The organism is Pseudomonas pisciculturae (assembly GCF_015461805.1).
In the GTDB taxonomy this organism is placed as follows: Bacteria; Pseudomonadota; Gammaproteobacteria; order Pseudomonadales; family Pseudomonadaceae; genus Aquipseudomonas; species Aquipseudomonas pisciculturae.
On the sequence record NZ_JACVZE010000001.1, the window covers coordinates 865,383 to 890,195 of the forward strand.

Annotated in this window: 27 protein-coding genes; 15 read left to right on the top strand and 12 right to left on the bottom strand. The window is 60.6% G+C overall.

The features are described from left to right. Positions 1-29 precede the first annotated feature (29 nt). The 3 genes from rnd (at position 30) to ICY20_RS03910 (ending at position 2,492) form a co-directional block, all read left to right on the top strand. Positions 30-1,163 carry a ribonuclease D gene (gene rnd, locus ICY20_RS03900; RefSeq protein WP_159962114.1) on the top strand — a complete coding sequence of 378 codons (1,134 nt, stop codon included), beginning with the start codon at positions 30-32 and terminating at the stop codon, positions 1,161-1,163. Further along, entirely contained in the window at positions 1,160-1,453 is a 294-nt protein-coding gene (locus ICY20_RS03905) for a YcgL domain-containing protein (protein WP_159962113.1), read from the top strand. The genes rnd and ICY20_RS03905 overlap by 4 nt, the downstream gene beginning before the upstream one ends. A 106-nt stretch (positions 1,454-1,559) precedes the next feature. Further along, positions 1,560-2,492 carry a D-2-hydroxyacid dehydrogenase gene (locus ICY20_RS03910; protein ID WP_159962112.1) on the top strand — a complete coding sequence of 311 codons (933 nt, stop codon included), beginning with the start codon at positions 1,560-1,562 and terminating at the stop codon, positions 2,490-2,492. A 124-nt stretch (positions 2,493-2,616) separates the two neighbouring features. On the opposite strand, the gene ICY20_RS03915 is transcribed toward ICY20_RS03910, so the two are convergent. Beyond that, positions 2,617-3,201, bottom strand: coding sequence for a nitroreductase family protein (locus ICY20_RS03915; RefSeq protein ID WP_159962111.1), 585 nt, complete (start codon positions 3,199-3,201; stop codon positions 2,617-2,619). Between the two features lie 156 nt (positions 3,202-3,357). Here ICY20_RS03915 and ICY20_RS03920 point away from each other — a divergent pair, with 156 nt between their 5' ends. Continuing rightward, positions 3,358-3,807, top strand: a complete 450-nt coding sequence (locus ICY20_RS03920) for a YcgN family cysteine cluster protein (RefSeq protein ID WP_003172524.1) — start codon at positions 3,358-3,360, stop codon at positions 3,805-3,807. A gap of 13 nt (positions 3,808-3,820) precedes the next feature. After that, complete coding sequence (locus tag ICY20_RS03925; protein ID WP_194936970.1) at positions 3,821-5,041, top strand: hypothetical protein; 1,221 nt, start codon at positions 3,821-3,823, stop codon at positions 5,039-5,041. Between the two features lie 143 nt (positions 5,042-5,184). Here ICY20_RS03925 and ICY20_RS03930 read toward each other — a convergent pair whose 3' ends face one another. From ICY20_RS03930 to ICY20_RS03945, 4 genes are all read right to left on the bottom strand, one after another. Further along, entirely contained in the window at positions 5,185-5,526 is a 342-nt protein-coding gene (locus ICY20_RS03930; RefSeq protein WP_135288387.1) for a YgaP family membrane protein, read from the bottom strand. 67 nt (positions 5,527-5,593) lie between these two features. After that, entirely contained in the window at positions 5,594-6,061 is a 468-nt protein-coding gene (locus ICY20_RS03935) for an RNA methyltransferase (protein ID WP_016971385.1), read from the bottom strand. Between the two features lie 181 nt (positions 6,062-6,242). Continuing rightward, positions 6,243-6,617 (bottom strand): YajD family HNH nuclease, encoded by a 375-nt coding sequence (locus ICY20_RS03940; protein WP_003210675.1) that lies wholly within the window; start codon positions 6,615-6,617, stop codon positions 6,243-6,245. Positions 6,618-6,676: 59 nt separating this feature from the next. Next, a complete protein-coding gene (locus ICY20_RS03945; RefSeq protein WP_159963413.1) occupies positions 6,677-7,363 on the bottom strand; it encodes a spermidine synthase in 687 nt (228 codons plus the stop codon). A 78-nt stretch (positions 7,364-7,441) separates the two neighbouring features. Between ICY20_RS03945 and ICY20_RS03950 the strand changes: the two genes are divergently transcribed. Continuing rightward, complete coding sequence (locus ICY20_RS03950; RefSeq protein WP_159963414.1) at positions 7,442-7,720, top strand: hypothetical protein; 279 nt, start codon at positions 7,442-7,444, stop codon at positions 7,718-7,720. Here ICY20_RS03950 and ICY20_RS03955 read toward each other — a convergent pair. Both ICY20_RS03955 and ICY20_RS03960 read right to left on the bottom strand, forming a co-directional pair. After that, positions 7,717-8,190 (bottom strand): cyclic nucleotide-binding domain-containing protein, encoded by a 474-nt coding sequence (locus ICY20_RS03955; protein WP_159963415.1) that lies wholly within the window; start codon positions 8,188-8,190, stop codon positions 7,717-7,719. The two genes, ICY20_RS03950 and ICY20_RS03955, sit on opposite strands and share 4 nt — an antisense overlap. A gap of 69 nt (positions 8,191-8,259) precedes the next feature. Beyond that, positions 8,260-10,302 (bottom strand): S9 family peptidase, encoded by a 2,043-nt coding sequence (locus ICY20_RS03960; RefSeq protein ID WP_194936971.1) that lies wholly within the window; start codon positions 10,300-10,302, stop codon positions 8,260-8,262. A 24-nt stretch (positions 10,303-10,326) separates the two neighbouring features. On the opposite strand from ICY20_RS03960, the gene ICY20_RS03965 reads away from it, so the two are divergent. The 3 genes from ICY20_RS03965 to ICY20_RS03975 are packed head-to-tail and all read left to right on the top strand — an operon-like array spanning position 10,327 to position 12,209. Further along, on the top strand, positions 10,327-10,857 hold the full coding sequence (locus ICY20_RS03965; protein ID WP_159963417.1) for an MFS transporter: 531 nt from the start codon (positions 10,327-10,329) through the stop codon (positions 10,855-10,857). A gap of 21 nt (positions 10,858-10,878) precedes the next feature. Next, positions 10,879-11,655 (top strand): class II glutamine amidotransferase, encoded by a 777-nt coding sequence (locus ICY20_RS03970; protein ID WP_105696746.1) that lies wholly within the window; start codon positions 10,879-10,881, stop codon positions 11,653-11,655. Between the two features lie 11 nt (positions 11,656-11,666). Then, a complete protein-coding gene (locus tag ICY20_RS03975) occupies positions 11,667-12,209 on the top strand; it encodes a DUF2937 family protein (protein ID WP_159963418.1) in 543 nt (180 codons plus the stop codon). A 109-nt stretch (positions 12,210-12,318) separates the two neighbouring features. Here ICY20_RS03975 and ICY20_RS03980 read toward each other — a convergent pair whose 3' ends face one another. Beyond that, positions 12,319-13,239 (bottom strand): LysR family transcriptional regulator, encoded by a 921-nt coding sequence (locus ICY20_RS03980; RefSeq protein WP_159963387.1) that lies wholly within the window; start codon positions 13,237-13,239, stop codon positions 12,319-12,321. Positions 13,240-13,416: 177 nt separating this feature from the next. Between ICY20_RS03980 and ICY20_RS03985 the strand changes: the two genes are divergently transcribed. From ICY20_RS03985 to ICY20_RS04000, 4 genes are all read left to right on the top strand, one after another. Next, positions 13,417-14,157 carry a 5-oxoprolinase subunit PxpA gene (locus tag ICY20_RS03985; protein ID WP_159963386.1) on the top strand — a complete coding sequence of 247 codons (741 nt, stop codon included), beginning with the start codon at positions 13,417-13,419 and terminating at the stop codon, positions 14,155-14,157. After that, the gene (locus tag ICY20_RS03990; RefSeq protein ID WP_194936972.1) at positions 14,154-14,858 is read left to right on the top strand and encodes a 5-oxoprolinase subunit B family protein; all 705 of its coding nucleotides are present in this window, start codon (positions 14,154-14,156) and stop codon (positions 14,856-14,858) included. The genes ICY20_RS03985 and ICY20_RS03990 overlap by 4 nt, the downstream gene beginning before the upstream one ends. After that, on the top strand, positions 14,855-15,766 hold the full coding sequence (locus tag ICY20_RS03995; RefSeq protein WP_194936973.1) for a 5-oxoprolinase subunit C family protein: 912 nt from the start codon (positions 14,855-14,857) through the stop codon (positions 15,764-15,766). The genes ICY20_RS03990 and ICY20_RS03995 overlap by 4 nt, the downstream gene beginning before the upstream one ends. Positions 15,767-15,871: 105 nt before the next feature. Further along, positions 15,872-16,411: a dockerin type I domain-containing protein gene (locus ICY20_RS04000; RefSeq protein ID WP_159963383.1), complete on the top strand. Its 540-nt coding sequence runs from the start codon at positions 15,872-15,874 to the stop codon at positions 16,409-16,411. Between the two features lie 41 nt (positions 16,412-16,452). Here ICY20_RS04000 and ICY20_RS04005 read toward each other — a convergent pair whose 3' ends face one another. From ICY20_RS04005 to ICY20_RS04015, 3 genes are all read right to left on the bottom strand, one after another. Further along, positions 16,453-17,631, bottom strand: coding sequence for a vWA domain-containing protein (locus ICY20_RS04005; protein ID WP_194936974.1), 1,179 nt, complete (start codon positions 17,629-17,631; stop codon positions 16,453-16,455). Further along, positions 17,631-18,476 carry an AAA family ATPase gene (locus ICY20_RS04010; protein WP_003210690.1) on the bottom strand — a complete coding sequence of 282 codons (846 nt, stop codon included), beginning with the start codon at positions 18,474-18,476 and terminating at the stop codon, positions 17,631-17,633. The genes ICY20_RS04005 and ICY20_RS04010 overlap by 1 nt, the downstream gene beginning before the upstream one ends. Positions 18,477-18,675: 199 nt before the next feature. Next, positions 18,676-19,752 (bottom strand): DUF748 domain-containing protein, encoded by a 1,077-nt coding sequence (locus tag ICY20_RS04015; RefSeq protein ID WP_159963381.1) that lies wholly within the window; start codon positions 19,750-19,752, stop codon positions 18,676-18,678. 124 nt (positions 19,753-19,876) lie between these two features. Here ICY20_RS04015 and cysK point away from each other — a divergent pair, with 124 nt between their 5' ends. Together cysK and ICY20_RS04025 are read left to right on the top strand one after the other, a co-directional pair. Then, positions 19,877-20,851: a cysteine synthase A gene (gene cysK / locus ICY20_RS04020; protein ID WP_194936975.1), complete on the top strand. Its 975-nt coding sequence runs from the start codon at positions 19,877-19,879 to the stop codon at positions 20,849-20,851. 85 nt (positions 20,852-20,936) lie between these two features. Next, on the top strand, positions 20,937-21,875 hold the full coding sequence (locus ICY20_RS04025) for an aspartyl/asparaginyl beta-hydroxylase domain-containing protein (protein WP_194936976.1): 939 nt from the start codon (positions 20,937-20,939) through the stop codon (positions 21,873-21,875). Between the two features lie 136 nt (positions 21,876-22,011). Here ICY20_RS04025 and acnA read toward each other — a convergent pair whose 3' ends face one another. Further along, positions 22,012-24,753, bottom strand: a complete 2,742-nt coding sequence (gene acnA / locus ICY20_RS04030; protein WP_194936977.1) for an aconitate hydratase AcnA — start codon at positions 24,751-24,753, stop codon at positions 22,012-22,014. Positions 24,754-24,813 lie beyond the last annotated feature (60 nt).

Below are 24,813 nucleotides of genomic sequence, written 5' to 3' on the forward strand. Positions count from 1 at the left end.
CTGCGCGCCATTCTTCAAGGGAGAGCCGTGTGGCCATCGATATTCACTGGATCTGCGACAACGATAGCCTCGGCCAGCATTGCGCCGAATGGCAGCAGTTGCCATTCGTCGCCCTCGACACCGAATTCATGCGGGTCGACACCTTTTACCCCATTGCCGGGCTGATCCAGATCGGTGATGGCGTGCGCGCTTACCTGATCGATCCCCTGACCATCGACAATTGGCAACCCTTGGCCGCGCTGCTGGAAAACCCAGCGGTGATCAAGGTGGTGCATGCCTGCAGCGAAGACCTCGAAGTGCTGCTGCGCCTGACCGGTAGCCTGCCGGTGCCGCTGTTTGATACCCAGTTGGCCGCCGCTTATCTGAATCTCGGTTTCTCCATGGGCTATTCGCGCCTGGTGCAAGCCGTGCTGGATATCGAACTGCCCAAGGGCGAAACCCGCTCGGACTGGCTGCAGCGGCCATTGTCCGAGACGCAGATCAGCTACGCCGCTGAAGATGCACTGCACTTGGCCGAAGTCTATATCCGCCTGCGCCCGCAACTGTCTGACGACAAGTACGCCTGGGTGCTGGAAGACGGAGCCGAGTTGGTGGCCAACCTGCGCCGCGAAGTCGACCCCTACGAGGTGTACCGCGACGCCAAGCTGGCCTGGAAGCTCAGCCGTGCCCAACTCGCCGTGCTGCGCGAGCTATGTGCCTGGCGCGAGCAGCAAGCCCGCGCCCGTGACCTGCCGCGTAACCGCATCATCCGTGAACACTCGCTGTGGCCCCTGGCAAAAACCCAGCCGGATAACCTCGCTGCGCTGGGCAAGATCGAAGACATGCACCCGCGTACCGTGCGCCACGATGGGCAGTTCCTGCTGGACCTGATCAAGCGTGCTGGCAGTGTGTCTATCGACCAATGGCCGCCCGCCGTTGCTGAGCCGTTGCCGGTGGACGCCGCCACGCTGATCAAGCAATTGCGTGCCCTGGGCCAGGCCGAAGCCGAGCGCCTGGACATGGCGCCAGAACTGATGCTGCGCAAGAAAACCCTCGAAGCCCTGGTCAAAAGTGGCTACCCCGATGGGCCTTATAAGTTACCCGACTCGCTGCGTGGCTGGCGCCGCGAGTTGATGGGCCAGGCGCTGCTCGACAGTCTGGCCACCGCCGGAGAACAGCCTTGAAACGTATTTGCTCCATCTACCGCAGCCCTAAACGCGCCGGCATGTACCTTTACGTGCTGAAAAGCGATGTGCTGGAACGTGTTCCCGAAGGCTTGCTCGCCGTGTTCGGCAAGCCAGTACATGCGTTCAACCTGGTACTGACGCCCGAGCGCAAACTGCAACAGGAAGACATCGCCCAGGTTCTGGAAAACCTCGATAAGCAGGGCTATCACCTGCAAATGCCGCCGCCCGAGGACGAGTACATCGAACACTTGCCCGAAGAACTGCTGCGCCGCAACGACCCGATGTGATCGGTGGGTGCCCTGCCTGGGGCACCGTCTTCAATAGAATCATATTAGTGGGCGGTGGCCGTAAGGATGCGCGCGGCCGTCTGCACTGTTTTTGAAAGGTTTAAGCATGCGTGTTCTGATTGCTGAACAGGATCACCCGCTCTACGCCCAGTTGCTGGGCGAAGTGGCGCCGGAGCTTGAAGTGCTCACCAGCGGCGACTCGGCCGAACTGTCGCGCCTGGCCGCCGATTGCCCGGTATGGCTGGGGCAGCCGGACCTGTTGGCGACGCTGTTGCGCCAGGGTCATCAGCCCCAGTGGTTGCAGTCGACCTGGGCCGGCATCACCCCGTTGCTGGCCGATGGCTTGCGTCGCGATTATCGTCTAACCCGCGCTGTGGGCATCTATGGCCAAGTTATGGCTGAGTTTGTGCTCACCTACATGCTGGGCCACGAGCGCGAAGTGCTGGCGCGGCTGGTCAGCCAGGTAGAGCGCAAGTGGGACGACCGCACGGGCCAGAGCCTGGCGGGGCGCAAGGTGTTGATCGTGGGCACTGGCGATATCGGCCAGAGCGTTGCCCAGTTCCTGGTGCCGTTTGGTGTGAAGCTGTATGGCATCGCCAGCACTGCGCGCGAGCAAGCCCCCTTCATTGAGGTGGCCGGGCTTGACCAACTGGGCCGGCTGGTGGGGGAGGTGGACTACGTGATCAACCTGCTGCCCAACACGCCGAGCACGCATGATGTGTACGACGCAGCGCTGTTCAAGCAATTCAAGCCGACCGGGTTGTTTATCAACGTGGGGCGCGGTGTTGCCGTGGTGGACGCTGACTTGGTCGAAGCCTTGAAGGAAGGGCACTTGGCGGGCGCGGTGATTGATGTGTGCCGCCAGGAGCCGCTGCCGCAACGGCATCCGTTCTGGACCGCCTGGGGGCTGTTGCTGACCGGGCACAGCTCGGCGCCGACTTCGCCGCAGCTCATGGTGGAATTGTTCATGCAGAACGTGCGGGCGTATCAGGCCAAGCAAGCGCTGCGCGGCGAGGTGGATTTCGCGCGCGGCTACTGACACAGCGCAGTAAAAAATGTGGGAGGGGGCTTGCCCCCGATAGCGGTGGAACAGTCAGCACATCGGTTGCTGACCCACCGTCATCGGGGGCAAGCCCCCTCCCACATTTCATCATGCATCAGTCTTAGAGACTGAAGTCACCTTCTGAAACCAACTCGCTCAACGGCCGACGCGGGCTCGGCACTTCACGACCTTGCAGGTATTCCGGCAACGTCGACTTATCCCCCAGCTTGCCAATCGCCACGGCGGCGTGCAGCGCATAGCCTTCCGGGATTTTCAGCTCTTTGCGCGTCAATTCCTGATCGAAACCGGCCATGCCATGGGTGTGCCAGCCGCTGATACTCGCTTGCAGCGCCAGATGGCCCCAGGCCGAACCGGTGTCGAAGGTGTGCCACAGCGCCGGGGTTTCTTCGCTGGCGCCGGGGGCGGTGAAGTCGGTTTTCGAGGCGATGATCACCAGGGCCGACGCATGCTGTGCCCAGCCACGGTTGAATTCATTCAGCAAACCCAGGAAACGCTCCCAGTCCGGCGTGTCGCGGCGTGCGTAGAGAAAACGCCAAGGCTGCGAGTTGTAGGCGGACGGTGCCCAGCGAGCGGCTTCGAAGAAGCTCAGCAGGGTTTCTTGCGGGATGCTCTCGCCGGTAAAGGCTCGGGGCGACCAGCGTTCGGTGAACTGAGTGTGGATCGGGTAATCGGCAACACGTGTCATGGGCAGCAGTTCCTGAGGGTCAATTCGGCGTTCAAAACTACTGCGCGGCCACTAGACTGACAAGTGTTGTTACACCGCCAGTCGTAAGCGCTTGGTTCCGCGGGGCTTGGGCACTAGACTGGCGGCCTTTTCACCTACCGATACTGATGTAGAGCCATGGCCGCCAAAGTCGAACCTTTCTGGATACGCAAAACCCTTGAACACCTCGACCAGGAGGAGTGGGAGTCGTTGTGCGACGGTTGTGGCCTGTGCTGCCTGCAAAAGCTTGAGGATGAAGACGACAACAGCGTCTATTACACACGCATCGCCTGCAAACTGCTGGACCTGAAAACCTGCCAGTGCACCGACTACCCCAACCGCCGCGCCTCGGTGCCCGACTGTATCCAACTCACCCCAGGCCAGGCCGACCAGTTCAAATGGCTGCCGCCGACTTGCGGTTATCGCTTGGTCAGCGAGCGCAAGGACCTGCCGCTGTGGCACCACCTGGTCTGCGGCGACCGCGACGCCGTGCACCATGAACGCATTTCCCAGTCCGGGCGCATGCTCAGCGAAGGCAGCGTGCCCGAAGACGACTGGGAGGATTACCTGATTTTCCGCGCAGGCTGAAAGAGGAGTGTGTATGAGGTGGGGAACAGAGCTGGCCGCCAGCCTGATGTTGCTGGCGTTGAGCAGTTCGGCGTGGTGCGCGAAGAAAGTCGACCTGGATTATCACGTCAAGTTACTGCCCCAGAGCGATCAGGCTGAGGTGCGGGTGAGCTTGTCCCAAGGCTCGGCGGTGCGCAGCCTGAACTTCGATTTGGGCCACGACGGTGACTACAGCGACTTCAAGGCCGATGGCCAGTGGAGCATCACCGACCACCGTGGCCTGTGGCAGCCCAGCGCCAATAAAGCCAGCCTGACCTACCGCGTACGCCTGACCCATGCACGCAACCCCGGCACCTATGAAGCCCGCATGACGCCAAGCTGGGCGCTGTTTCGCGGTGAAGACCTGGTGCCACCTGCACGGCTCGACCAGCAGGATGGCGTCGAGTTGGTTTCGCGGCTGGCCTTTGAGCTGCCCGCCGGCTGGAAAAGCATCGAAACCGCCTGGCCACGCATCGGCAAGCACAAATTTCGCATCGACAACGTATCGCGTCTATTCGACCGGCCTACGGGCTGGATGCTTGCAGGCACCCTGGGCAGCCGCCGGGTGCGCCTGGGCGAAACCGAAGTCACCGTCGCGTCACCCAAAGGCCAGGCCATGCGCCGCATGGGTGTGCTGACGTTGTTGACCTTCGTCTGGCCCCAGGTCGAGGCGGCGTTCCCACGGCATCCGGCCAAGTTGCTGGTGGTGGGGGCCAGCGACCCGATGCGCCGTGGAGCGTTTTCGGCCCGCGACTCGATCTACCTCAACAGCCGCACGCCGCTGGTCAGCGAAAACGGCAGTAGCCCGCTGATTCGCGAAGTGGTGCAGGCAATCGGTCGCTTTAACGATCATGAGCGCAGTGACTGGATCAGCGAAGGCATCGCCGAGTATTACGCCATTGAGTTGGTGCGCCGCGCTGGCGGGGTTACCGATGAGCGTTATCAGGCGATTCAGGCGCGGTTGACGAAGGAAGGCAAGGACGTGACCACCCTGCGTGGCGAGCATGTCAGCGGCGCCACGGTGTCGCGGGCGGTGGTGGTGTTACAGGAGTTGGATCGGGAGATTCGGGTGAAAACCCACAACAAGCGCTCGCTGGATGATTTGGCCCAGGCAGTGATGCGGGCTAACAGCATTACGACGGCGGAGTTTGTGAAGCTGGCCGAAAGCATCCTCGGCGAACCCTCGGTGGTGCTGGACAGCAAATTGCTGCACTGATCCAAAGCCATACACAAAACCAAATGTGGGAGCGGGCTTGCTCGCGAAAGCGGTGTGTCAGTTAGCTCATCTTTAACTGACACACCGCTTTCGCGAGCAAGCCCGCTCCCACATTTAGATCTCCATTGTTTGGGAGATCTTCTTTAGCCAGTGGTTTTTTCAGCGGCCACTTCTGCCTTGGTCTTCAGGTTTTTCAGCTCCGCACCGGCCCGCTCGATCTTCGTACGCACGCTGTTCATCTCCTGACGCCCCTGTTCCAACTTGTCCTTCAGCGAGCTATGCCCGGTAAACCCCCGCGCCAGCGCCACGCCGCCAATCGCCACTTGGATCAAACCGAAAATCCCGCCACGGCGCAGGCCTTTGCCCACCATCATCACGCCACCGGCCACTGAGCCGATGCGCTCCCAACCGTGCACGTTCTGCGTGGGTTGGGTTTCGAACGGCGTGTGTTCGATGATAGGTCGCAAGGTTTTGCTGTCGCTCATGATCTGTCTCCAACAAGGCTAGTGATAAATAGCTGACTGCCCACAGGCGCCGGATGTTCCGAAAAAATCAGTACTTGGGGCCCGAACGGGTGTTGTTGCCCTTGGCCAGGCGGTCGTAGAGCACCACATTGACGGTGGCGGCGAGGTTCATGCAGCCGGTGGTCGGGATGTACACCACGTCTTCACACCAGTCGCGGATCTCTTTATCGAGAGAGCCGTCTTCGGGGCCAAAGATGTACAGCGCGCGGTCGGGGTGGGTGTACTCGGGCAGGGGGCGCGCACCTTCCACCAGCTCCACGGCGACAGGGATGCAGCCCAGCGGCAGGATTTTTTTCAGGTCATCGATGCCGATCAGCGGAATGTCGTGGTGGACCTTCTTGGTGTCGGTGACGAAATCCCGCGCACGCTCGTAACGCACGCCGGTGTAGAACACCGAGGCCACGCCGTAGCAACCGGCGGCGCGCATGACCGAGCCGACGTTTTCGGGGGATTTGGGGTTATACAGACCGATGCAGCTGTAGCGTTTATTGCCCACGGGGAAGGGTGCCTTGGAGGAAAAGACTCGGATTATACGGCCTGTGGATGGTGTGGTGTTTGTGAGATCGCCTTCGCAGGCAAGCCAGCTCCCACACTTGACTGCTTTTCAACGTTGGAATGCATTCAAGTGTGGGAGCTGGCTTGCCTGCGATGAGGCCAGTACAGCCAACAGACGACTATCAGTCGTCCTTCTTCATCAACCCCGCCAACGCCGCAAACGGGTTATGCGTGGCTTTGGCAATCGTCGGGCTGCTGGTAGAGCCTTCACCGAAGTACTGCTGGTCGGTGTAGCGCGAGTGTTCGTTGTCGTGGCAGTACAGGCACAGCAACTCCCAGTTGGAGCCGTCCTGGGGGTTGTCGTCATGATTGTGGTTGCGGTGGTGCACGGTCAGTTCGCTCAGGCGTTTGCCAGCAAATTCGCGGGCGCAGCGGCCGCAGACGTGCGGGTACATCTTCAAAGCTTTGTCGCGGTAGCCCATTTCGCGGTCGCGCTGGGCATCGGCGAGGATGCGGTCCAGCTTGGCGGTGTGGGAGGGCGGGTTGGTCGAGCTCATCATGGCTCCTGTCTTTTGGTGGTCACGGATACGCTTGATTCTAGCCGTTCACGGCGTAATTAGCCCTTGAGCTTTTCGGCGATCCAGATGGTATGCCGCGTGCCCTTGTTGCCGTGGGCAAACACCTGCACTTCTTCAGCCTTGAAACCGGCCTTGCGCAGTTTGTCGCTGAACAGCTTGTCGGCGCTGGCCGACCACACCGCCAGCACGCCTTTGGGGCGCAGGGCCTTGGCGCAGGCGGCCAGGCCACCGGCGGAGTACAGCCAGCTGTTGGCTTTTTGCGTGAGGCCTTCGGGGCCGTTGTCGACGTCGAGCATGATGGCGTCGAAGCCCTGGGGCTCGGCTTGCAGCACCTTGGCCACGTCTTCCATGCGGATCACGGTGCGCGGGTCGAGCAGCGGCCGGCCGGATTTTTCCCCCAGTGGGCCGCGGTTCCATTCCACGACGCCCGGCACCAATTCTGCCACCACCACCTCGCTGTTCTTGCCCAGGTGTTTGAGGGCCGAGGCCAGGGTAAAACCCATGCCCAAGCCCCCGATCAACACCCGTGAACCTGGGCGGCCGGCCACCTTGCGGCAAGGGATTTCGGCCAGCGCATCTTCTGAGCCGTGCATGCGCGTGTTCATCAATTGGCCGCCGTCACCGCCCTGGATCTTGATGACAAAATCCTCGCCGTATTCGAACAGGCACAAGGCACCGCCGTTGTCGGGGATCGGGGTGGTGTCGAGCAGAACGAAACGTTTCATGGAAATCTCATTGGGAAGGGCATTCTTGCGCGGTTGGGAGTAGCCTTGTGGCATTCCGGTCAGGCCATGGAGCCATCGATGAAGTGCAGCATTCTAACGGTCATTGTGCTTGGCGCGCTCGCATTGGGTGCGGCGCAGGCTCAGGAGTTGCAAACCGTACCGGTCGCGCCAGCCCCGACGCCAGGCGCTCCGGGCACCCCGACGCCGACGTTGTACCCGCAAGTCACCCCGCCTGCCGTGCCCAAGACGAACGGCTCGCCACCCTTGGTGCCCATCGTATTACCGACCCCGCCGAAGGACCAGGCTGTGCCTGGCCTACAGCAAAACGACAGTAAACCGAAGGCATCCGGTAGTTAAAATTGTTGTGACAGCAATTGCCCGTCGACCATGCGCAGGCGCCTGGACAGGGCAATAGCAATAGCGCGGATGATTTTGGCTGCGACGCGAGGTGCTTCGTTGAGCATCTTTTCCAGGGAGTCCTTGCCCAGGTTCAACAACACGCAATCACTGGCGGCTACGCAACCGGCGGAGCGCCGTTCGCCGTCGAGCACAGCCATTTCACCAAACGCCCGGCCACTGCGCAGGGTAGCGATGGTCAGGCGCTGGCCGTCGTGATGGGTTTTCTGTACTGCCACTTGGCCGCTATGGATGATGCACATAAAGGTGCCGGCATCGCCCTCCAGGAAAATCACCTCGTCTCGGGCAATGCTGCTGATATTGAAGTAGCCGGCGGCGATGTGAAAATCTTCCGGCAGCAAGGGGTCGAACAGGCCGCAGTCCATCAGCATGTCGCGGATTTCATTGTTTAACAACGTAGGTTCTGACATAGCGGCAATCTTGGTCCGTCAATCTTGTAGGGCGGTCTTGTGTTCAGACAAAACCGCCGCGCTAAGTTCCTAAATCAAACCCAGTGCCTTGAACACAAATGCATATTCGAGCGCTACGTCACGTAATCCCTGGTAACGCCCGCTCATGCCGCCGTGGCCGGCGCCCAGTTCGGTCTTGAGCAACAGCAGGTTGTCGTCGGTCTTGGTGTCGCGCAATTTGGCTACCCACTTGGCCGCTTCCCAGTACTGCACGCGGCTGTCGTTGTAGCCGGCGATTACCAGCAGGTGTGGATAAGCCTGGGCGCTCACGTTTTCGTACGGCGCGTAGGCCTTGATGCGTTCGTACACCTCGGGCTCTTCGGGGTTGCCCCACTCGTCGTACTCAGTGATGGTCAGCGGCAGCTCCGGGTCGAGCATGGTGTTGAGTACATCGACGAACGGCACTTCGGCAATCGCTGCCTGAAACAGCTCCGGGCGCTGGTTGAGCACGGCGCCGATCAACAGGCCGCCGGCACTGCCGCCGCTGATCGCCAGTTGCTGGGAGGTGGTCAAACCCTCGGCGATCAAGTGCTCGGCGCAGGCGATAAAGTCGCTGAAGGTGTTCTGCTTGTGCTCCTGCTTGCCATTGCGGTACCAGGCTTCGCCCAGTTCACCGCCGCCGCGCACGTGGGCGATGGCAAACGCCACGCCCCGGTCCAGCAGGCTCAGGCGTGCATGGGAGAACCATGGGTCGAGGCTCGAACCGTAGGCGCCGTAGCCGTACAGGTACAGCGGTGTGGGCTTGCCGAGCTGGTCGCGCTTGACCACCAGACTGATGGGCACCTGGGTACCATCGGCAGACGTCGCCCACAGCCGCTGGCTCACATAATCGTCGGCGTTAAACGTGCCGAGCACCGGGGTTTCCTTGAGCACCTGTTGTGCGCCGCTGGCCAGGTCCAACTGACGCACCTGGGCTGGGCGGTTCAGGGCTTCGTAGCGCAGACGGATTTTGTCGCTGGTAAATTCCAGGCTGTTTTGTACGTAGAGGCTATAGGCGGCGTCGGGCAATTCCACGCGATACGCCGGCACGCCCTGCGGGTGCACTTCGATTACCGGCAAGCCGCCGATACGCAGGCTCAGGGTCATGGCGCCAGTGTTGAGGCTGACGCCGTCGAGCATCACTTCGTCGCTGTGGGGGATCAGGTTCTGCCACTCATCCTCGGTCGGCACGTCGCCAATGTCGGTGGCAGTGAACAGGGCGTAGTTGATGCCATCACGGTTGCTGCGGATAAACCATGTCCACGCGCCATTGAGTTGGCCATGGTCGACATCGTATTCATGGTCTTCGACACGCGGCGCCAGGCAGGTGAAATCCAGCTGTGGCTGGTCGGCGTCCAGTGCCCAGATTTCGCTGGTGGTTTTGCTGCCCAGGGCCAGCAGCAACTGGCGCTCCGAGCTGGAACGGTAGCAGTGCAGGAAGAAACGGCCGTCGGGCTCGTGGAACACTTGCTGCGCCGCCGTGCCGTCCAGGCGATAGCGGTACAGCTTGTGCGGGCGGTGGGTGTCGTCCAGCTCGCCGAAAAACAGGGTCAGGCTGTCATTGGCCCAGGTCATGCTGCCGTCGCAGTCCTGGAACTCCAGCTCGCTGACTTTGCCGCTGGCTAATTCCTTCACGTACAGGGTGTAGATCTCTTCACCACTGGTATCGAGGCTGTAGGCCAGGCGCTGGTGGTCGGGGCTGATGCTGAACGCGCCCAGGGAGAAGAAGCCGCCATTGGCCAATACGTTCGGGTCCAGCAGCAGTTCTTCGCTGCTATCGTCGACCAGGTTGCTGTCATCGGCCGGGCGGTGGCAGCGGTAGTGACGGGCGTACTCGTCGCCGGCGGTGGTGCGCGTGTAGTACAGGTACGGGCCCCATGGGGAGGGCAGGGACAGGTCGGTTTCGAGGATGCGCCCCTTGATCTCTTCGAACAGGGTTTCGCGCAGTGCCTGTTGGTCAGCGAGCTGCGCCTCCTGCCAGGCATTTTCAGCCTTGAGGTAGTCGAGCACCTCGGGCGTGTCACGCTCTTGCAGCCAGGCATACGGGTCTTGGCCTGGGGCTTTGCGGGCGATCGGGGCGGTGGATATAGGCATGGATCACTCTCTGACTGGCGGACGGTGGCAGGCTTTGCAGCCGCGACACGCAAAAGCCGTTATCATAGCCGCCTCTTTGCCAGCCTTGCCATGGACACCATGACCGAGAACGACTATCTGACCGCTTGGGGCCTCTACGCCTTCGCCGCTTTGGGCTGCCTGTTGGTGTGGTGGCGCATGACCCGCTGGATCTGGCGTTGGTTGCGCGAGCCGCTGCAATTGTTGATGGCGGTGTTGCTGTTCAGCCCGACCATTGTCGACCCGGTCAAGACCCAGTTCGCACCGGCCGTGGCCATCACTGCCCTGGACCTGTTGCTCAAGGTCGGCAATAACGCCTGGCGGGCCATTTCCGATTTGTTCATGTACGCGATGATCGCCTTTGCGGTGTACATCGTGATTGTGTTGATTCGCTGGCCCATCGAGCGCGCCGCCAACGCCCGCCGTGAGCGCAAGGCCGCTGCTGATGCGGCCCTGGCGGCAGAGCCAACAGAAGACGACGAACCTTTCCGCCGCCCGGCGCCTGTGGGCGGTATGCGCGTCGAACCGCGCCTTTAACGTTGCAGCGAGAGCCCTGGCATGTGTGAATTATTGGGCATGAGTGCCAACGTCCCCACCGACATCGTGTTCAGCTTTACCGGGTTGATGCAGCGCGGTGGGCGCACCGGCCCCCACCGTGACGGTTGGGGCATCGCTTTCTACGAAGGCCGTGGCCTGCGCCTGTTCCAGGACCCGGCCGCCAGCAGCGAGTCGGAAGTTGCACTGCTGGTGCAGCGTTACCCCATCAAGAGTGAAGTGGTGATCGGCCATATCCGCCAGGCCAATGTGGGCAAGGTGTGCCTGTCCAACACGCACCCGTTCGTGCGCGAATTGTGGGGCCGCAACTGGTGCTTCGCCCACAACGGCCAACTGGCGGACTTCAACCCGCGTGCCACGTTCTATCGACCCGTAGGCGATACCGACAGCGAAGCGGCGTTCTGTGACCTGCTCAACCGTGTACGCGAAGCCTTCCCGGAGCCGGTGGACATCGAGCAGATGCTGCCGGACCTGATCGCCGCCTGCGCCGAATACCGCAGCAAAGGCGTGTTCAACTGCCTGCTCAGCGATGGTGATTGGTTGTTCTGCTATTGCTCGACCAAATTGGCGCAGATCACTCGTCGCGCTCCCTTTGGCCCGGCGCGCTTGAAAGATGTCGACGTGATCGTCGATTTTCAGGCCGAAACCACGCCCAATGACGTGGTCACGGTGATCGCCACCGAGCCGTTGACCGACAACGAAAACTGGACCCGCTACGAACCGGGCCAATGGAGCCTGTGGCGACGCGGTGAATGCGTCAGCCAGGGCATTACCGAGTAAGGATATCGACCATGTTGCTGAGCTACTTGCGGTTGGTGTTGTTTGCCATTGGGTTGTTGGTCGGTGTGCAGGTGCCGGGGTTTATCAGCGACTACGCCAAGCGCGTTGAAGCGCACCTGATCGAGGCCCAGACTGGCCTGCGCGGGTTTGAGACCACCGCGCAGCAGTTCTTCAAGGGTGATATGCAGGCGCTGGTGGCGCATTACCGCGCCAGCGACGACCCGGTGTTCCAGAGCGATGCCAGCAGCCTGGGCGCGATGCTCGATCGCCAGGTGGCGTTGGACAAGCAATTCCAGGCGATGCAAGGGCCGTGGTACATCCGCGTGCTGCAAGTGGCGGTGGCGGCAGACCCGGATATTCGCCAGGAGACCTGGAACGGCTATAGCTATCAGATTTTGCTGACGCCGGAGGCCATGGGCTGGGGCTTGGGCGGGGCGATGTTGTTGTCGTTTGGGCTGGAATGCCTGTTCCGGCTGATCGACTGGGTGGTGTTGGGCGGCAAGCGCCTGCGCCAGAGTCGGCCGATTGAAGAGCGTGACCTGAAAGGTCTCTAAAGCCCAACTCGGTAAAATGTGGGAGCTGGCTTGCCTGCGATAGCGGTGGGTCAGCCAGCAAATCTGTTACTGATCCACCGCTATCGCAGGCAAGCCAGCTCCCACAGGTTTAATCGGGTTTCGTCAGGGTCATTCTGTCTTCGCCGACTTCTACCGCATACCGCGCCACCACCTTCTGGCACAACCCCACAATTTCCTCCACCAATTCCACCCCCACCCGCCACGACACCACCACCTGCAAATTCGGCAAACGCTGTTCCATCGGCAACATCACCAACTCGCCCCGCGCCAGTTCCTCCATCACCAGTACCGGCGGCAGCGCGCCCACCCCGAACCCATCACGCAGCAACCGGGTAATCGCCGACACCGAGTTCACACAGTTCATGCGTGGCGCGGCCACGCCGTTGGCTTGCATCAGGCTGAGTACGTCCTGGTGCGGGTGGGAGTTTTTCGAGTAAGTGATGATGCGCTCCTGGGCCAGTTCGGCGAGGGAGGCGTAGTCGCGGTGGTAAATCGACTGGCTGGCGACGATCCAGGCCATGGGGTGGCTGCACAATTCGAGGCTGCGCACGGTTTCGAGGCGCAGCAGGTCGGTTTGCAGGATCAGGTCGAGGAAACCTTTTTGCAGCTGATCGCTGAGGTTCAGTGCCGTATCGGCGACTAGCTCGATTTCTACCAAGGGGAAATGGTCCATCAGCTCGGCCACCAACGGGCTGAGCCAAGTGTGGATCACTGTATCCATGGCGCCGATGCGGATGCGCCCGACCTTGCTGCTGGTGGTCTCCAGGGACTGCTTCAAGCCCTGCATCGTCACCATCATCTGCTCGGCATAATCGAGCACCTTCAAGCCTTCGGGTGTCAGGCTCACGCCGCGCGAGTCGCGCAGAAACAGCTTCACCCCCAACTCGCTTTCCAGCACCGCGATACGGCTGGAAATCGAGGCCTGGGTGGTGAACAACTTCTCGGCGGTCAGGCGAAAGCTCTTGAGCTTGGCCACCCAGACGAAGGTTTCGAGGAACTTCAAATTCATGGGATCAACTTTTTCTTATGCATGGATCGGTTTTTATTAGTTGGACGCCGCAGGGTGCCGGCGCCAAAAATCGAGTTATTCCACGATAAGCGTCGTAGGGGGCTCAGGACAAGTTGCGAGTTCTGCGTTAAAAATCCCACACTACAAAAAAACAAAGCCTACAGGAGCGCCCCAACCGTGAGCCGTTTGCTACTCAATTGCGATATTGGCGAAAGCTTTGGCAACTGGACCATGGGTCTGGACGCCGAGGTCATGCCGTTTATCGATTGCGCCAACGTGGCCTGCGGCTTCCATGCCGGCGACCCGAGCATCATGCGCAAGACGGTCAGCCTGGCGCTCAAGCATGGCGTGCAAATTGGTGCGCACCCCGCCTACCAGGACTTGCAAGGCTTCGGCCGCCGCTCCATGGCCTACACGCCGCAGGAAATCCAGGACCTGTTGCACTACCAGATTGGCGCGCTCGACGGCATCTGCCGCGCTCAAGGCACGCGCGTCAGCTATGTCAAACCTCACGGTGCGATGTACAACGACATGATGGCCAACCCGGTGCAATTACGTGCCGTGATTCAGGCTATTGCGGCCTACGGCGACCTGCCGCTGATGCTGCTGGCCACCCGCGACAACAGCGCCGCCCAAGCGCTGGGTGATGAGTTCGGCGTGACCCTGTGGTTTGAAGCCTTCGCCGATCGCGCCTATGACAACAAGGGCCACTTGGTGTCGCGCCAACTGCCGGGCGCCGTGCATCACGATGCCGAGACCATCCTCCAACAAGCCCTGACCCTTTCCCGTGGCGACGCGCTGACCGCCAGCGATGGCAGCCCGCTGGTATTGCAGGCCAACACCCTGTGCGTGCACGGCGATAACGCCAGCTCCATCGCCGCCGTACAGCGCATCCGCGAGGCGTTGAAGCCCGCATGAAGCCACGGATTGAAGTAGTCGCCATCGACTGCCTGATGGTGCGTCTGTTTGATGCAATCGCCGAAACCAATATGCCGTGGATGCTCGCCGCCACGGGGCGTTTACGCGAAGGTTTTGGCGCCGCATTGGTAGACCTGGTGCCGTCGTACACCACCTTGATGGTGCATTACGACCTCACCGCGTTGTGCCCGGCCCAGGCGCGTGCATTGATCGACACCGCCCTCACCGATCTGCAACCCCAGGCCCAGGGCAGTGGCCAATGCCATGTGCTGCCGGTGTGGTACGACCTGAGCGTCGGCCCCGAGCTGACTTTGCTCAGCCGGCGCAGTGGCCTGTCGGTGGACGAAGTGATTCGTTGCCACAGCGCCCACGAATACCAAGTGTTCGCCCTCGGCTTTGCGCCAGGGTTCGCCTTTATGGGGTTGGTGGATGAAGTCCTTGCCACGCCACGCCTAAACACCCCGCGAAAGCGCGTGGCGGCAGGCAGCGTCGGCATCGCCGAACGACAAACCGCCGCTTACCCAGTGGTCTCGCCAGGCGGCTGGAACCTGATCGGCCGCACCCCGGCCAAACTGTTCGACCGCGAGCGTGACGGCTACAGCTTGATGCAGCCCGGCGACACGGTGCGCTTTGAGCCCGTCGATCACGCCGAATTTATCAAACTGGGTGGCGATGACACGCCGTTGGAGGCGCAGGCATGAGCCGCTTGTTAATCGAGGCCAGCACGCCGCTGTGCCTGTTGCAGGACGCTGGCCGTTTTGGTGTAAGGCATTTGGGCGTAACTCAGGGCGGAGCGCTGGATTGGGTGTCGATGTCTTGGGCCAACTGGCTGCTGGGCAATACGCTGGATGCACCGGTGGTGGAAATCACCCTGGGCGGTTTTACCGTGCTGGCTGAAGAGTATTGCTTGCTGGCCTTGGCCGGTGCGGACTTGGGCGCCTATATCGACGAACGTGCCATCAGCCCTGGTCGCAGTTTTATCCTGCAAAAGGGCCAACGCTTGCGTTTCACCCAGCCGTTCAACGGCGCGCGGGCTTACCTGGCGGCGCCTGGCGGGTTTGATGCGCCCGCTGTGCTCGGCAGTTGCGCCACGGTTGTGCGTGAGGAATTAGGTGGCGTGGACGGCTTCGGCAAGGCATTGGCCGAAGGCGGGCACTTGGCCTACTCCGGTACAGGCGGCGCGATGAAGGTGTTGAGTGCGCCGGATGTGCAATCTGGCAAACCGTTGGACGTGATTGTCGGCGCCCAAATCGGCCAATTCAGCGGGCAAAGCCTGTTCGATGCCTTTAACACTGAATGGGCCCTCGACAGCCGCGCCGACCGCATGGGCGTGCGCCTGCTGGGCACACCGTTGCAGTATCAGGGGCCGTCGTTGATTTCCGAAGGGATACCGTTGGGGGCAATCCAGGTGCCGCCGGATGGGCAGCCGATTGTGTTGCTTAATGATCGACAGACAATTGGCGGTTACCCGCGACTGGGTGCGCTGACGCCGTTGGCGTTGGCGAGGCTGGCGCAATGCCTGCCGGGGGAAACGGTTCGGCTGGCGCCCGTGGTGCAGGAGACGGCGCATCGGCAGCAGGTGGAGTATTTGCGCAGGTTTAGGGCGTAAGGGCGCTTAAGGATAAGTCCTACGACGTAGCCCTATTTGTCGTCTTTGTTTCCTGGCGGTCGCCATGAAAGCCTTGGTCGGGTCATTCCCCATTAAGGCTTTACCATGCGCTACTTGAAGATTTACGCACACGACGTATTCGAAAACGATGTGCCGGATGTGGTCTATCTGGAGTTTCACGACGCTACCCGCACGCCGACGCTGGTTCATCAAGCCACGACCTTCGATATCACCGATGACGGGAAACTTGACTGGGTGATCGCCGATGATGTGAACCAGGACGGTGTCATCGATGCAGTTGATCGTGCTCAGGCGATTGAACTCGCCCAGCTGTTTCTTGCGTTCAACTGGTTCAGCCTCGACGAGCCTTTCGATAAGTACTTGAAAGTATTTGCCCGGGATTTTGATGGTAATGGCGTGCCAGACACGGTGCGGCTGCATTTTCATCAAGGCGAGGGGGCACCGACCGATGAAAGCATTGCCTACACCGCGGCGATCTATGCGGATGGCAATGGCCTTGGTGGGGTTTCGATCAACCAGGACGTCAACAATGACGGCAAGGTCGACAGTCGGGACGCCCAACTGGTTAAACAGTTCTCTGCGTTGTTCCTGAAGTTCGGCTGGATTGACGCCCCGAACTGCTGATGAAAAGCCTGTAGCCGCAGCACGCGGCTACAGGTTGCTGGTTACTTTGACAAAAAGCGCATCCCTTCCTCAAGACCACGCAGTGTCAGCGGGTACATCTGGTCTTCTACCAACTCCCGCACAATCCCCGTCGATGCCGTATAGCCCCAGGTGTCCTTCGGATACGGGTTAATCCAGATCAGCTTCTTGTACTTGGCCATGAAGCGCTGCATCCACACATACCCCGGCTCTTCATTCCAATGCTCGACGCTGCCGCCAGCCTGGGTGATCTCATACGGTGCCATCGACGCATCGCCGATAAAGATCACTTTGTAGTCAGCGCCGTACCTGTGCAGCAGGTCTTGGGTCGACGTGCGCTCCGAGGTGCGGCGCGCGTTGTTCTTCCACACCGACTCGTACACGAAGTTGTGGAAGTAAAAGTACTCCAGGTGCTTGAACTCGGTCTTGCAGGCCGAGAACAGCTCTTCGCAGATTTTGACGTGGGCGTCCATCGAGCCGCCGATATCGAACAGCAACAGCAGCTTGATGGTGTTACGGCGCTCGGGGCGCATCTGGATATTCAGCAAGCCGGCATCACGGGCGGTGTGGTCGATGGTGCCGTCGATATCCAGCTCTTCGGCCGCGCCCTGGCGTGCAAACTTGCGCAGGCGGCGCAGGGCGATTTTGATATTGCGCGTTCCCAGCTCTACCTGATCATCGAGGTTCTTGTACTCGCGCTGGTCCCAGACTTTAACGGCCTTACCCTGGCGCTTGCCCGCGTCACCCACCCGAATGCCTTCGGGGTTGTAGCCGCCGGAGCCGAACGGGCTGGTGCCACCAGTGCCGATCCATTTGTTACCGCCGGCGTGGCGTTCTTTCTGTTCTTCCAGGCGCTTCTTGAATTCCTCGATCAACTTGTCGAGGCCGCCCAGGGATTGGATCTGCGCGCGTTCTTCATCGCTCAGCGAACGTTCGAACTCCTTGCGCAGCCAGTCTTCGGGGATCAGCGCCTGCAGGTGGTCGTCGAGTTTTTCCAGGCCGTTGAAATACGCACCGAAGGCCCGGTCGAACTTGTCGAAATGCCGCTCGTCCTTGACCAGAATCGCCCGGGCCAAGTAGTAGAACTCGTCCATGTCGGCGAAGGTCACGCGCATTTTCAGCGCGTTGATCAGGTCGAGCAGCTCGCGCACCGACACCGGCACCTTGGCGGCGCGCATCTCATTGAACAGGTTGAGCAGCATCAGCGATTACCGCGACGGCTCATGAACGCCAGACGCTCCAGCAACTGCACGTCTTGCTCGTTCTTCACCAGGGCACCGGCCAAAGGCGGGATGGCCTTGGTGGGGTCGCGCTCGCGCAAAACGGCTTCGCCGATATTGTCGGCCATCAGCAGCTTGAGCCAGTCCACCAGTTCGGAGGTAGAGGGTTTTTTCTTCAGGCCTGGCACTTTGCGCACGTCGAAGAACACGTCCAGTGCTTCGCTGACCAGGTCTTTCTTGATGTCGGGGTAGTGCACGTCGACGATTTTTTGCAGGGTGGTGCGGTCGGGGAAGGCGATGTAGTGGAAGAAACAGCGGCGCAGGAAGGCGTCCGGCAGTTCTTTTTCGTTGTTGGAGGTAATGATGATGATCGGGCGCTTCTTGGCCTTGATGGTCTCGTCGATTTCGTAGACGTAGAACTCCATCTTGTCGAGTTCTTGCAGCAGGTCGTTGGGGAACTCGATGTCGGCCTTGTCGATTTCATCGATCAGCAAAATCACCCGCTCTTCGGACTCGAACGCTTCCCAAAGCTTGCCCTTTTTCAGGTAGTTGCGTACGTCGTGAACCTTATCTACGCCCAGCTGCGAGTCGCGCAGGCGGCTCACTGCGTCGTACTCATACAGACCCTGGTGGGCTTTAGTGGTGGACTTGATGTGCCAGGTGATCAACTTGGCGCCGAAGGACTCGGCCAGTTGCTCGGCGAGCATGGTCTTGCCAGTGCCGGGCTCGCCCTTGACCAGCAATGGCCGTTCCAGGGTGATGGCGGCGTTGACGGCCAGTTTCAGGTCATCGGTAGCCACATAGGCCTGGGTGCCTTCGAACTTCATCGGTGTTTCCTCGCATTCATCAATGCCCGGACTATACCGCGCAGCCCCGGCGACTGTGAACGCAGACGGGTTATTCAGTCTCTGAATGGGCGGTCACGCCACAATCTGAAGGTGTACGCCGGAAAATGTGGGAGGGGGCGTGCCCCCGATAGCGGTGGTTCAGTTATTGATTTGTTGACTGACACACTGCTATCGCAGTTTAGTCCGTGCTGGGCTTGGGTTGTTCGTAGCGTGCATTGAAGGCCTGAATGAAACCATTACGCAAAATCGCCAAAAACGCCGAGAACGCGCTGACATCCTGCTGATGCACGCTGCCACTCAGCTCCACCCGGGTGGCGAATTGGTTCTTTTGCTGGTTTTTCAGTACGGTCTCGCTAGCGCCGACTACCGCCTCCCAGATCGAACGGAAGATGTTCTTGTCTTTGTTTTCCACGTCCTGCTTCCAGTCGAACACTTCCACATCCCGCAGCAGCGGCTTGATATAGCCGGTGAGTTGGCCCTTTTCCGCTTGGGCCTCGATTACCACATCGCCGGTGCCGGCCTTGAAGTCGAACTTGCCGTAGGCTGAAGCAAAGTCATTCATGCGCTTGAGTTGCAGGTCTTTGGCGCGAAAGCGGAACTCGAAGTTTTCGAAATTGCTCAGCGGGTCAAAGGTGGCGGTGGCTTCAAGCGGGGCCTGGCCTTGCAGCAGGGCCTTGCCGTCGAAGCGTGCATCGCGCTTGCCTTGGACGTCGACCACGTTGGTCAGGTTGTAGAAGCTGGCATTCACATCGGTGGCGTTGATGTTCACCGGCGGTTTGGAGTTGAAGTTGCGAAAGGTGATCTTGCCGTCTTCGATGCGTACTTCATCGAGGGTAATGGGCGCCAACTTGCTTAACTGCTCGCGCCAGTCGGTGCCTTTACCGGTCTGGGACGCCTGCTTGTTGGCGCCGCCATCGACGAAGTTCACCTCAGGGTTGATAAAGCGCACCTTGGCGACGACGGCATGGTCGTTGATCAATGACTGCCAACTCACCGACAGGTCGATCAACGGTACCTTGACGAAAGGTACTGGCACCTTGCCATCGACCTTGATGATCTCCAGGCCATTGATCTTGTACGCGCCGCGCCACAGGGCCAGGTCCACGTCGCTGATGCGGCCACGGTAGTCACCCATGTCGGCAAGCTTGTCATTCAAGTAGTTACGCACAAGGTAGGGCAGGGCGAGATCCAGGGCGACCAGCACCACTACAAGCGCGGCGACCGTCCAGATTGGCCAACTGAAGCGACGTTTCATGGGGCGTTCTCCTTACAAGTAGGTGGTTGACCCTCGTCGGGCGCGCAACGTTCCTCTGACTGGACGCTTCGCACCTCTAGGCATACCCTTGTGAGCTTCCTGAAACCGCCAAATAGGACCCGCCATGAGCCGCATTTTTGCAGACAACGCGCACTCCATCGGTAACACGCCCCTGGTACAGATCAACCGCATCGCCCCACGCGGCGTGACCATCCTGGCCAAAATCGAAGGGCGTAACCCCGGTTATTCGGTGAAGTGCCGCATTGGCGCAAACATGATCTGGGACGCCGAAAGCACCGGCAAACTCAAACCGGGCATGACCATTGTCGAACCGACTTCGGGCAATACCGGCATCGGCCTGGCGTTTGTCGCCGCCGCCCGTGGCTACAAGCTGCTGCTGACCATGCCGGCGTCGATGAGCATCGAGCGGCGCAAGGTCCTCAAGGCTCTGGGCGCTGAACTGGTGCTGACTGAGCCGGCCAAGGGCATGAAGGGCGCCATTGAGAAAGCCGCTGAAATCGTCGCCAGCGACCCGGCCCAGTACTTTATGCCGGGCCAGTTCGAAAACCCGGCCAACCCGGCGATCCACGAGAAAACCACCGGCCCCGAGATTTGGAACGACACCGATGGCGCCGTGGACGTGCTGGTGGCGGGCGTGGGCACAGGCGGCACCATCACGGGCGTGTCGCGTTACATCAAGAACATCGCGGGCAAGCAGATTCTGTCGGTGGCCGTGGAGCCTATCGTGTCGCCGGTGATCACCCAGGCCCTGGCCGGTGAAGAGATCAAGCCCAGCCCCCATAAGATCCAGGGTATCGGCGCCGGTTTCGTGCCGAAGAACCTCGATCTGTCGATGGTTGACCGTGTGGAGTTGGCCAGCGATGAAGAGTCCAAGGCTATGGCTCTGCGCCTGATGCAGGAGGAGGGGATTTTGTGCGGTATTTCCTGTGGCGCGGCGATGGCCGTGGCCGTGCGCCTGGCGCAGAAGCCGGAGATGCAAGGCAAGACTATTGTGGTGATTCTGCCGGACTCCGGCGAGCGCTACCTGTCGAGCATGCTGTTCAGCGATCTGTTTACCGAGCAGGAAAACCAGGCTTGATGTGTGTCAGCACCGATACCTTGGGCCTTCTGCATACTGGCCCAAGTGTTTATGATGCCCGGCGCATTTTTTCAGGAGTTGCTGCATGACCTTTTCTTTGGCCGCCAAGCTGTCGGTGCTGCTGGTGTTTATCGGCAGCACGCTTTACGTGCACCTGCGCGGCAAGGCCCGCTTACCGGTGTTGCGCCAGTTCGTCAACCATTCGGCGCTGTTCGCCCCCTATAACGCCTTGATGTACCTGTTTTCGGCGGTGCCGTCCAAGCCCTACCTGGACCGCAGCAAATTCCCCGAACTGGACGTACTCAAGGACAACTGGGAAGTGATCCGCGAAGAGGCCATGCACCTGTTCGACGAGGGTTACATTCGCGCGGCCGAAAAGAATAACGACGCCGGTTTTGGTTCGTTCTTCAAGAAAGGCTGGAAGCGCTTCTACCTCAAGTGGTACGACAAACCGCTGCCCTCGGCCGAGGCCCTGTGCCCGAAGACCGTGGCGCTGGTGAGCAGCATTCCCAACGTCAAAGGCGCGATGTTTGCGCTGTTGCCGGGTGGCAGCCACCTCAACCCGCACCGCGACCCGTTTGCCGGCTCGCTGCGTTATCACTTGGGGTTGTCCACGCCGAACTCTGATGCCTGCCGTATCTTTGTCGATGGCGAGGAGTACGCCTGGCGCGACGGTGATGACGTGATGTTCGATGAAACTTACGTGCACTGGGTGAAGAACGAGACTGAAACCACCCGCGTGATCCTGTTCTGCGACATCGAACGGCCGCTGAGCAACGGCTTCATGACCCGCGTCAACCGTTGGGTCAGCAAGCAATTGGGCCGCGCTACCGCGCCGCAGAACCTGGATGACGAGCGTGTGGGCGGGATCAACCAGGCGTATGCCTGGAGCAAGACATTCAGCGACAAGTTCAGCGGGGTGGTGAAGCAGTGGAAGCGTAAGCATCCGAAGGCTTACCGCGTTGCGCGGCCGATTTTGGCGGTGGTGGTTTTGCTGCTGCTGTGGAAATGGCTGTTCGGCTGATCTAAAGCTGTCAATACAGTCAACATGTGGGAGGGGGCTTGCCCCCGATAGCGGTGTGTCAGGTTAGACATCTGTACCTGATCCACCGCCATCGGGGGCAAGCCCCCTCCCACATTTGATCTTCTTTGTCTGTTGGTTAGCTGGCGATCAGCTGGCGCAGTACGTAGTGCAAGATGCCCCCCGCCTTGAAGTACTCCACTTCATTAAGCGTATCAATCCGACACAACACATCGACCTTCTCTGTACTCCCATCCTCCCGCGTAATCACCAAAGTCAGGTTCATGCGCGGCACGATCTCCACGTCCGTCAGCCCCAGGATATCGATCTTCTCCTTGCCACTGAGCTTGAGGCTTTTGCGGTTCTGGTCCAGCTTGAACTGCAACGGCAGCACGCCCATGCCCACCAGGTTGGAACGGTGAATCCGTTCGAAGCTCTCAGCGATCACCGCCTTCACCCCCAGCAGGTTCGTGCCCTTGGCCGCCCAGTCGCGGCTTGAGCCCGTACCGTATTCCTGCCCGGCGATCACCACCAGCGGCGTACCCGACGCCTGGTATTTCATCGACGCGTCGTAGATCGCCATTTTCTCGCCAGTGGGGATATACAGCGTGTTGCCGCCTTCCTCGCCACCCAGCATTTCATTGCGGATACGGATATTGGCAAACGTGCCGCGCATCATCACTTCATGGTTGCCGCGGCGTGAGCCGTAGGAGTTGAAGTCGCGCGGTTCCACGCCTTGTTCGCGCAGGTAGCGGCCGGCGGGGCTGTCGGTTTTGATATTGCCGGCGGGGGAGATGTGGTCGGTGGTCACCGAGTCGCCCAGCAGGGCCAGTACATTGGCGCCCTGCACATCCTTGATCACCGGCAAAGGCCCGGCAATGTCGTCGAAGAATGGCGGGTGCTGAATGTAGGTAGAGTCCGACTGCCACACGTAGGTTGCGGCCTGCGGTACTTCAATGGCCTGCCACTGCGCATCGCCGGCAAACACCTCGGCGTATTCCTTGTGAAACATGCCGGTGCTGACCTGGGCCACCGCGTCGGCGATTTCCTGGCTGGTGGGCCAGATGTCCTTGAGGTACACCGGTTTGCCGTTCTTATCGTTACCTAGCGGCTCGCTGCTGATATCGATACGCACGGTGCCGGCCAACGCATAGGCGACCACCAGTGGTGGTGAGGCCAGCCAGTTGGTTTTCACCAGCGGGTGCACACGGCCTTCGAAGTTGCGGTTGCCGGAGAGCACCGAGGCCACGGCAAGGTCGGCCTTTTGGATGGCTTTTTCAATCGGCTCGGGCAAGGGGCCGGAGTTGCCGATGCAGGTGGTGCAGCCGTAACCCACCAGGTCGAAGCCGAGTGTGTCCAGATACTGGGTGAGGCCTGCCGCCTTGTAGTAGTCAGTGACCACTTTGGAGCCCGGGGCCAGGGAAGTCTTGACCCAAGGCTTGCGGGTCAGGCCCTTTTCCACGGCCTTTTTGGCCACCAGGCCGGCCGCCATCATCACGCTGGGGTTGGAGGTATTGGTGCACGAGGTGATCGCTGCGATGACCACGGCGCCGTTTTTCAGGCGATAAGTCTGACCTTCGTATTCGTAATCGGCTTCTCCCACCAGGTCGGCATTGCCAACGGCCACGCCACCACCGCCTTCGCTTTCCAGGCGGCCTTCTTCTTTGTTGGCGGGTTTGAATTGCAGGTCGAGAAAATCGCTGAACGCCTGGGCCACATTCGGCAGCGATACGCGGTCTTGCGGGCGTTTCGGCCCGGCGAGGCTGGCTTCGACGCTGCCCATGTCCAGGGCCAGGCTGTCGGTGAACACCGGCTCTTGGCCTGCGATGCGCCACAGGCCCTGGGCTTTGGTGTAGGCCTCTACCAATTTCACGGTTTCTGACGGGCGGCCCGACAAGCGCAGGTAGTCCAGCGTCACCTCATCCACCGGGAAGAAGCCGCAGGTGGCGCCGTATTCCGGGGCCATGTTGGCAATGGTGGCTCGGTCGGCCAGGGGCAGGTCGGCGAGGCCATCGCCGTAGAATTCGACGAATTTACCCACCACGCCTTTTTTGCGCAGCATCTGGGTGACCGTCAGTACCAAGTCGGTAGCGGTGATGCCTTCCTTCAACTTGCCGGTGAGCTTGAAGCCGATCACTTCCGGGATCAGCATCGACACCGGTTGGCCGAGCATGGCCGCTTCGGCTTCGATACCGCCCACGCCCCAGCCGAGTACGCCCAGGCCATTGATCATGGTGGTGTGGGAGTCGGTGCCCACTAACGTGTCCGGGAAAGCGTAGGTGCGGCCGTCTTCATCCTTGGTCCACACGGTGCGGCCCAGGTATTCGAGGTTGACCTGGTGGCAGATGCCGGTGCCCGGTGGCACTACGCTGAAGTTGTCGAAGGCGCTCTGGCCCCAGCGCAGGAAGGCGTAGCGTTCGCCGTTGCGCTGCATTTCGATATCGACGTTTTGCTCAAAGGCGTCGGCGTTGCCGAACTTGTCGACCATCACCGAGTGGTCGATCACCAGGTCTACCGGCGACAGCGGGTTGATGCGCTGCGGGTCGCCACCGGCCTTGGCCACGGCGGCACGCATGGCGGCCAGGTCGACCACGGCGGGTACGCCGGTAAAGTCCTGCATCAGCACGCGGGCAGGGCGGTATTGGATCTCGCGGTCGGATTGGCGCTCTTTGAGCCAGTCGGCAATGGCCTTGAGGTCGGCGCCGGTGACTGTCTTGCTGTCTTCCCAGCGCAGCAGGTTTTCCAGCAGCACCTTGAGGGACATCGGCAGCTTGCTCAGGTCACCCAGGCTCTTGGCGGCTTCGGGCAGGCTGAAGTAGTGGTAGGTTTTGCTGTCTATTTCAAGGGTCTTAAGGGTTCTCAGGCTATCAAGCGATGACATGACACGACTCCTTATGGTCCGCACGGCTACGGACCTGACGGGACGAACAGAGCTATCAAC